Origin of the sequence: Tardiphaga sp., from assembly GCF_028290785.1 — a bacterium.
Taxonomy (GTDB): Bacteria; Pseudomonadota; Alphaproteobacteria; order Rhizobiales; family Xanthobacteraceae; genus Tardiphaga.
The window spans coordinates 1-7,061 of the sequence record NZ_JAQGJD010000374.1 but is presented as its reverse complement, the minus strand read 5'-3'; the positions used below and the strand labels follow the sequence as shown (position 1 = coordinate 7,061).

Sequence of the window (7,061 nt, the reverse complement as noted above, 5' to 3'; positions counted from 1 at the left end):
TGCGCAACCTGTTCCGCTCTGACTATCGCAAGCGGCGGCGCGAGGTCGAGGACGCCGAGGGCAACTATGCCAAGACCCTGAAGACCCAGCCGGCGCAAAACGCCCATCTGGAGTTCGAGGAGTTTCGGGTGGCGCTCGAAAAACTGCCGCAGGACCAGCGCGAGGCGCTGATCCTGGTCGGGGCCTCCGGGTTCTCTTACGAAGATGCCGCGGCGATTTGCGGCTGCGCGGTCGGCACCATCAAGAGCCGCGTCAACCGCGCGCGCTCGAAGCTCAGCGCTCTCTTGTATGTCGATGGCGCCGACGATTTCGGGCCCGACAACACGATTCGCGCCGTGATCGGCGGCAGCGGCGGCTAATTCGCCGCAACGCCTTGATAAATAAAACAAAGCGGCCACTTCGGTGGCCGCTTTTTTGGTTGCCGCATTTCGGCCGCAAGACTTGAAATCCGGTGCGGGTTTTGGGCGTCGCCGGGCGTTACTTGACCGGCTTGGCCAGTGCCTCGGTTCGGTCGCGTTCGGTCATGTCGATCACGGTTTCCATCGGGGCGGACAGTTCGTACACATATGAAACATCTGTGAAGTAGCGCTTGGCGGTGCCGCCCAGCGCTTCCGGCGCCACCCGGTCGAGCAGCACCACTCCGAAATCGCTGTCCGGCCGCCGCGTGGCCGCGCTGGTGTTGAATTCCTCCCAACGGAAGTCGAAGGTCGAGTCCGGTCCGCTGCCGTTGATCTCCCAATGCGCGACAATGTGCGGGTGCTTTCCGACCAAAGACAGGCCCTCGTCGGAGTGCGACGCCAATTCGAAGAACAGCAGCGACAGGCTTTGCGCCGCGCGGGCGCTCACAACGATGTGCGGGCCGCTGACAGCGATGCGCTCGGCATGCGGAATCGCGCGGGCCTCGAACAGGCCCTTCAGCGGCACGCCCTGCCACTGGCTCTCCGACAGCAGTGAGACCACGTTGGACATGGCGTGGATGCGGCCGATCAGCAGATCGCGGGCGACATCGATGTCGCTACCGTGACGCAGGGTCCGGGTGACGATCGACTGGATCACCGCCAGGATGTTCTTCACGCGATGATTGAGTTCGTCGATCACCGCGGTCAGGCGGCGCTCGAAGCCGATACGCATCGCCACTTCGCGGCGCAGCCGCAGATTGTTGTAGGTGACGTAGCCGAACAGGCCGCACAGGATGGCGGTCAGCGCCAGGCCGAAGGCGCCGACGACAAGCGCGATACGCTGCGCGCGCAGCGCGACATTGGTCTTCGGATAGTAGCCGAGCGACCAGTCGCGGCCGCCGAAGCTGACGGTGCGCAGCACGGCCAGCGCCGGACCGTTCGGCACCAGCGACTGCGAGCGGACCGCGCCGCGCTCGTCGGCGACCAGTTCGCCATCCGGCACCCGCGGATCCTTCAGCGCCACCGAGAATAGCGACATCTCGTCATTGGCCAGCATCAACGGGCCGAGTTCGTAGGAGAACGACACGAAGCCCGCGGGCGCCGCATTGCCGTCCTGCATCACCGGGGCGGCAAGCACCACCCCCACCGGCCCGCCGGGGCGGAGCAGTTCGGTCGGATCGGACGCCACCGGCTTGCCCTCGGCCAGCGCGCGGGCCAGCGTCGGTCCCATCACCGGGCCGTTGTTGAGGACGCGGCCGGTCAGCCCTTCGGTCTCCGAATTGCGCGGCTCGACGTCCATCAGCACGTCGAGCGGCTTGTCGAGCCTCTGCAGGTTCAGCGGCGTATCGTCGAAATTTCGGATCGTCGGGTTGCGAAAGCCCGCGCTGGCCAGTTCGGTGCGGGCAGCCGCCAGTTCGCCGGGCTGCAGCGACGCGATCCAGCTCGCGATCACGAAATCGGTCTTGAAGGCGTAGATCGAGGACCGCAGCGGCTGCAGCATGTTGGCCTTGATCAGGGAGGGCGCGCGAAACAGCCCGGAAGCGACCCGGGCCAGCAATTCGCGCTCGGTCAGACGCTCCTGCACCAGGCTGGCGTGGATATCGACCGCGCGACCGAGCGCGATGCCGTCGATGGCCAGTTCCTGGTCATGCACCCGATAGGCCGCAAGGCCGGAAAGCAACAATCCGGCCAGCGCCATGAAAACGATGATGAAACCCAGCCGGACCACGCGCTTACTCGAAAATGAGACGTTGCTGAAAGGGATTTGTCGTTCGCAGGCGGGGAAGTCGAAGCAAACGAGAATTCACAAGGCATTGCACGGCAGTTTGTCCGAAATCATGGAAGAATCGTCGCCCCAATCACGACCTGCGAACGGGGGTAGCCAGGCTGCCGGTTGCGCCTAAGAGTAGCCCAATCACGCCGGAGCCATTTTGTTCCCGCGACACCGAATTTTTTCAGGCTACGGAAACAGGCTTAACAAAATCGTCCGGCCGTAGGGTGGGCAAAGGCGCCCTTGCGCCGTGCCCACCATCTTCGCGCCCAGCATCCAGATGGTGGGCACGCTTCGCTTTGCCCCCCCTACCGATCAGGCCGCCTTCGCCTTCAGCCCGCCTTTGGCCTCGATGAAGGCGATGATGCGGTCGAGGCCGTCATGGGTCTTCATGTTGGTCATCACGAACGGCCGGGCGCCGCGCATCCGCCGGGCGTCGGTGTCCATCTTCTCCAGCGAGGCCCCGACATGGGGCGCCAGATCGATCTTGTTGATCACCAGCAGGTCGGATCGGGTGATGCCGGGGCCGCCCTTCGACGGGATCTTGTCGCCGGCGGCGACGTCGATCACGTAGATGGTGAGATCGGCCAGCTCCGGCGAGAAGGTCGCAGCGAGGTTGTCGCCGCCAGACTCGATCAGCACCATGTCGAGATCGGGAAATTTCGCCCGCATGTCGGCGACCGCGGCGAGGTTCATCGAGGCATCCTCGCGGATCGCCGTATGCGGACAGCCGCCGGTCTCGACGCCGGCAATGCGGTCCGCAGTCAGCGAGCCCGAGCGAACCAGGAATTCGGCATCCCACTTGGTGTAGATGTCATTGGTAATGGCGGCGATGTCGTAGCGCTCGCGCATGGTCTTGCACAACAGGTCCATCAGCGCGGTCTTGCCGGAGCCGACGGGACCGCCAATGCCGACGCGTAAGGGGCCGTGAAAGGAAGGCATGTCAGGGGTTCTCTGGGTTGGAGTTGAAACGCTGAGTCGTCCCCGCGAAGGCGGGGACCCATAGCCTCAGGCAGCTATGGTGAAGCGGGATACTAGCCCCAGCGCATACCCAAGACGACAGCGTGTATGGGTCCCCGCTCCGCGCACGCCTTCGGCGTGCTAGGCGGGGACGACGCGTGGAAAGCGTGGGCCGCCCCGCAGCGCCGCTCATGACCTGAACAGCCTCGTATACTGCGTCTCGTGGCGCATGCCGCCGATGTCCGACCGAAACGTGGCGCTGCCGAGGTCGTCGAGCGAGGCCGCCATGGCGCGGGTGCCGGTGGCGACCACGACGGGCTCCAGGGCGGCCAGCACGCGCTGACTGTCGGTCTGGCCGAGCGGCACCAGGCGGGCCCCCGCGGAGATCCAGTTCGAAGTCACCGCGTGGAAAAAGCCGTGCATGGTAGCGGACAGCGGAATTTTGTGCACGGCGCTGACCAGGCCGACCGCGACGGGATAGACCATGGCGCCGTCGCAAGCGGCGATCAGGCGCTCCAGGCCGTCGTGATTCCAGGCGCTGCGCGCGATCTCGATGAAGGCCCTGCCTTGCGACGCGGTCTCGAGCTGGCGCTCCTTCGACGGCACGAAGGCCGCGGCGAGTTCGGCGATCTCACGCAGCGTTTTTTCATCGCGGTCCGAAGCGGCGCGATGCACATGGGCGACAAACACGCCGTCGCAAAAGCCCGAGCCGTCGGTCAGCATCGACGACAGCCAGTCCTGCAACGTCGCGGCATCGACGATGTCGCCGGCCTCCACTGCCCATTCGATGCCGCTGGAATAGGAGAACGCGCCGACCGGAAAGGCCGGCGATAACCAGGTCATCAGCCGGTACAGCGCCGCGCCCTCGTCGGCGGACAGCGCGGCCGGTTCGGCCTGCGGGACAAGGTCCGCAGGTCTACTTGTGGTCATGAGCATGCGAATGGCCGTGGTGATCGTGGTCGTGGTCGTGACCGCAATGCTCGTCGTGGACATGCTCGGTAGGAGCATGTGCCGCATGATCGTGGCCGGCGTGATCATGCTTGTCGTGACCATGGGCATGATGGCCGTGGTCGTGATGGCCGTGCCCGGCATGGTCATGGGCCTCGGCCGCCGCATAGGCGCCGCCTTCGGGATCGAACGGCGCCTCGATGGCGATGACGCGGGCGCCGAGGCCCTTGACCATGTCCTCGATCACGTGGTCGCGGCGGATGCGCAAACCCTTGCCGACGATCTGGGTCGGCAGATGCCGATTGCCGAGATGCCAGGCGACGCGCACCAGATGCGCCGGATCGGGGCTGCGGATTTCCAGCAGCGGCTCGGGGGCGGCCACCACCTCGATGAGCCGACCGTCTTCCAGCACCAGCGCATCGCCGCCGCGCAAGGCGATGGCGTTTTCCAAGTCGAGCAGGAATTCCAGCCCGCGCGTCCCCGTCATCGCCATGCGGCGGCGATGACGGTCGTCGAAATCGAGCACGACGGTGTCCGCCGCCGCTTCGGTCCACGGGTACTGGCCTTTGACGTCGGTGGCGCGGATCATCGGTGAGTTCTCATGGTTTGGATCTTCAGTGTCTTGATAGTCTTAGCAATGGTCTCGCGCCCCCTCGCCCCGCTTTCCGCGCGAAGCGAAGCTTCGCTAGGGGGAGAGGGCTGGGATGAGGGGCGCCTTCGATCAGCAGGGTAATGACGATGCAATAGGTTGAGTGCCCCGCCCCTCACCCGGAGCCCACGCTGCGCGCGGGCTCCGACCTCTCCCCGCGCAGAGCGAGGAGAGGTTGAGAAGAGCGGCGCGTTTGACTCCATGTGCATCAGCACTTTCGCGGCGTTCCTTGAATTAGCGCACCACCACATCGGCAGGCGTGATGACTTCGATTTTCGGCGGCGCGGCGAAGCATTTTACGGCGACGCGGCCGAACGCCTTCATATGTTCCGTCTGGCGATGCGGCACCAGCGCCTCGGCATTTTCCCACTGCTCGACAAACACCATCTTGGCGGGGTCGGTGACGCTCTCATGCAGGTCATAGGCGATGTTGCCGGCTTCCTTGCGGGTGCCGTCGATGCAGGCCTTGGCGGCCTCGATCAGTTCGGCGCGGGATTCGGGTTTCACGGTCAGGGTGGCAACGACGTAGATCAAGGCGATTCTCCCGGTGTTTTGTTGTGGCGCTGAGACGGCCGGGGCGGACTGTAGGGCGTTATGGGGAGGGATTGAAGGGGTGGTCGTGTGCGGGTAGTGCCGCGGGTTTCCCCTCCCCCCTTGCGGGGGAGGGTGGCGCGCAGCGCCGGGAGGGGGGCGCCACAAGCGCCGTCGCCCGCGGTTACCCCCCTCCCCGGCCCTCCCCCGCAAGGGGGGAGGGAGCAGGACTCCCTCAATACATAAAATATCTTTGCGCCATCGGCAGCACTTCCGCGGGGGCACAGGTCAGCAGCTCGCCATCGGCGCGCACTTCATACGTCTCTGGATCGACGTCGATGTCCGGCGTGGCGTCGTTGTGGATCATGCTCTTTTTCGAAATGCCGGAGCGGGTGTTTTCCACGGCGTACATCGCCTTCTGGGTGCCGAGCTTGGCCTGCAGCCCGTTCGAGATCGCGGCCCCCGAGGTGAACACGAACGACGACTGCGTCAGTGCGCGACCGAAGGCGCCGAACATCGGCTGGTAGTGCACCGGCTGCGGCGTGGGAATCGAGGCGTTGGGGTCGCCCATCGGTGCGGCCACGATCATGCCGCCCTTGATCACCAGGTCCGGCTTGACACCAAAAAATGCCGGCGACCACAGTACGAGATCGGCGAGCTTGCCGTTCGCCACCGAGCCGATCAGTTTCGACACCCCGTGCGCAATGGCGGGGTTGATGGTGTACTTGGCGATATAGCGCTTGACGCGAAAATTGTCGTTGCGGCCGTTGTCCTGCGGCAACGATCCGCGCTGCTTCTTCATCTTGTCGGCGGTCTGCCAGGTCCGAATGATGACTTCGCCGAGCCGGCCCATGGCCTGGCTGTCCGACGACATCATCGAGAGCGCGCCGAGGTCGTGCAGAATGTCTTCGGCGGCAATGGTCTCCTTGCGGATGCGGCTTTCGGCGAAAGCCAGATCTTCCGCGATCGAGGGATCGAGGTGGTGGCAGACCATCAGCATGTCCAGATGCTCGTCGATGGTGTTGCGGGTGAACGGCCGCGTCGGATTGGTGGATGACGGCAGCACGTTTTCAAGGCCCGCGACCTTGATGATATCGGGCGCATGGCCGCCGCCGGCGCCTTCGGTGTGGAAGGCGTGGATGGTGCGGCCCTTGAAGGCGGCGATGGTGTCTTCGACGAAGCCGCTCTCGTTCAACGTGTCGGAGTGAACCATCACCTGGACGTCGTGATCGTCGGCAACCGTCAGGCAGTTGTCGATGGCGGCGGGCGTGGTGCCCCAATCCTCGTGAAGCTTCAGCGCGCAGGCCCCCGCATTGATCATCTCGATCAAGGCCGCGGGCTTGGAGGCATTGCCCTTGCCGGAAATGCCGAGATTGACCGGGAAGGCGTCGAACGACTGGATCATCCGGCCGATGTGCCACGGGCCCGGCGTGCAGGTGGTGGCAAAGGTGCCGTGCGACGGGCCGGTGCCGCCGCCAAGCATCGAAGTGACGCCGCTCATCAGCGCGTGCTCGATCTGCTTCGGGCCGATGAAATGGATGTGGCTGTCGAAGCCGCCGGCGGTGAGGATTTTTCCTTCGCCGGCAATCACGTCGGTGCCGGGCCCGACATTGATGGTGACGCCGGGCTGGATGTCGGGATTGCCCGCCTTGCCGATGGCGCAGATGTAGCCTTCCTTGATGGCGACGTCGGCTTTGACGATGCCCCAGTGATCGACGATCAGCACGTTGGTGATCACGGTGTCCACCGCGCCTTCGGCGTTGGTGGCCTGCGACTGCCCCATGCCGTCGCGGATCACCTTGCC

At 65.0% G+C, this 7,061-nt stretch carries 7 protein-coding genes; 1 reads left to right on the top strand and 6 read right to left on the bottom strand.

Going from position 1 to position 7,061, the window contains the following annotated elements; all coding sequences use genetic code 11:
* On the top strand, window positions 1-359 hold a 359-nt coding region (locus tag JWR89_RS23650), incomplete at its 5' end, for a sigma factor-like helix-turn-helix DNA-binding protein (RefSeq protein WP_299720620.1).
* 118 nt (window positions 360-477) lie between these two features.
* On the opposite strand, the gene JWR89_RS23645 is transcribed toward JWR89_RS23650, so the two are convergent.
* The 6 genes from JWR89_RS23645 to ureC all read right to left on the bottom strand — a co-directional run.
* Entirely contained in the window at window positions 478-2,127 is a 1,650-nt protein-coding gene (locus tag JWR89_RS23645) for an HWE histidine kinase domain-containing protein (protein ID WP_299720618.1), read from the bottom strand.
* A gap of 357 nt (window positions 2,128-2,484) precedes the next feature.
* A complete protein-coding gene (gene ureG / locus JWR89_RS23640; RefSeq protein ID WP_299720616.1) occupies window positions 2,485-3,111 on the bottom strand; it encodes an urease accessory protein UreG in 627 nt (208 codons plus the stop codon).
* A 207-nt stretch (window positions 3,112-3,318) separates the two neighbouring features.
* Entirely contained in the window at window positions 3,319-4,059 is a 741-nt protein-coding gene (locus tag JWR89_RS23635) for an urease accessory protein UreF (protein ID WP_299720622.1), read from the bottom strand.
* Window positions 4,046-4,666: an urease accessory protein UreE gene (locus JWR89_RS23630; protein WP_299720614.1), complete on the bottom strand. Its 621-nt coding sequence runs from the start codon at window positions 4,664-4,666 to the stop codon at window positions 4,046-4,048. The genes JWR89_RS23635 and JWR89_RS23630 overlap by 14 nt, the downstream gene beginning before the upstream one ends.
* Before the next feature lie 294 nt (window positions 4,667-4,960).
* Window positions 4,961-5,260 carry a putative quinol monooxygenase gene (locus JWR89_RS23625; protein WP_299720613.1) on the bottom strand — a complete coding sequence of 100 codons (300 nt, stop codon included), beginning with the start codon at window positions 5,258-5,260 and terminating at the stop codon, window positions 4,961-4,963.
* A gap of 232 nt (window positions 5,261-5,492) precedes the next feature.
* The coding region (ureC, locus tag JWR89_RS23620) for an urease subunit alpha (protein ID WP_299720611.1) at window positions 5,493-7,061 on the bottom strand (1,569 nt) is incomplete at its 5' end.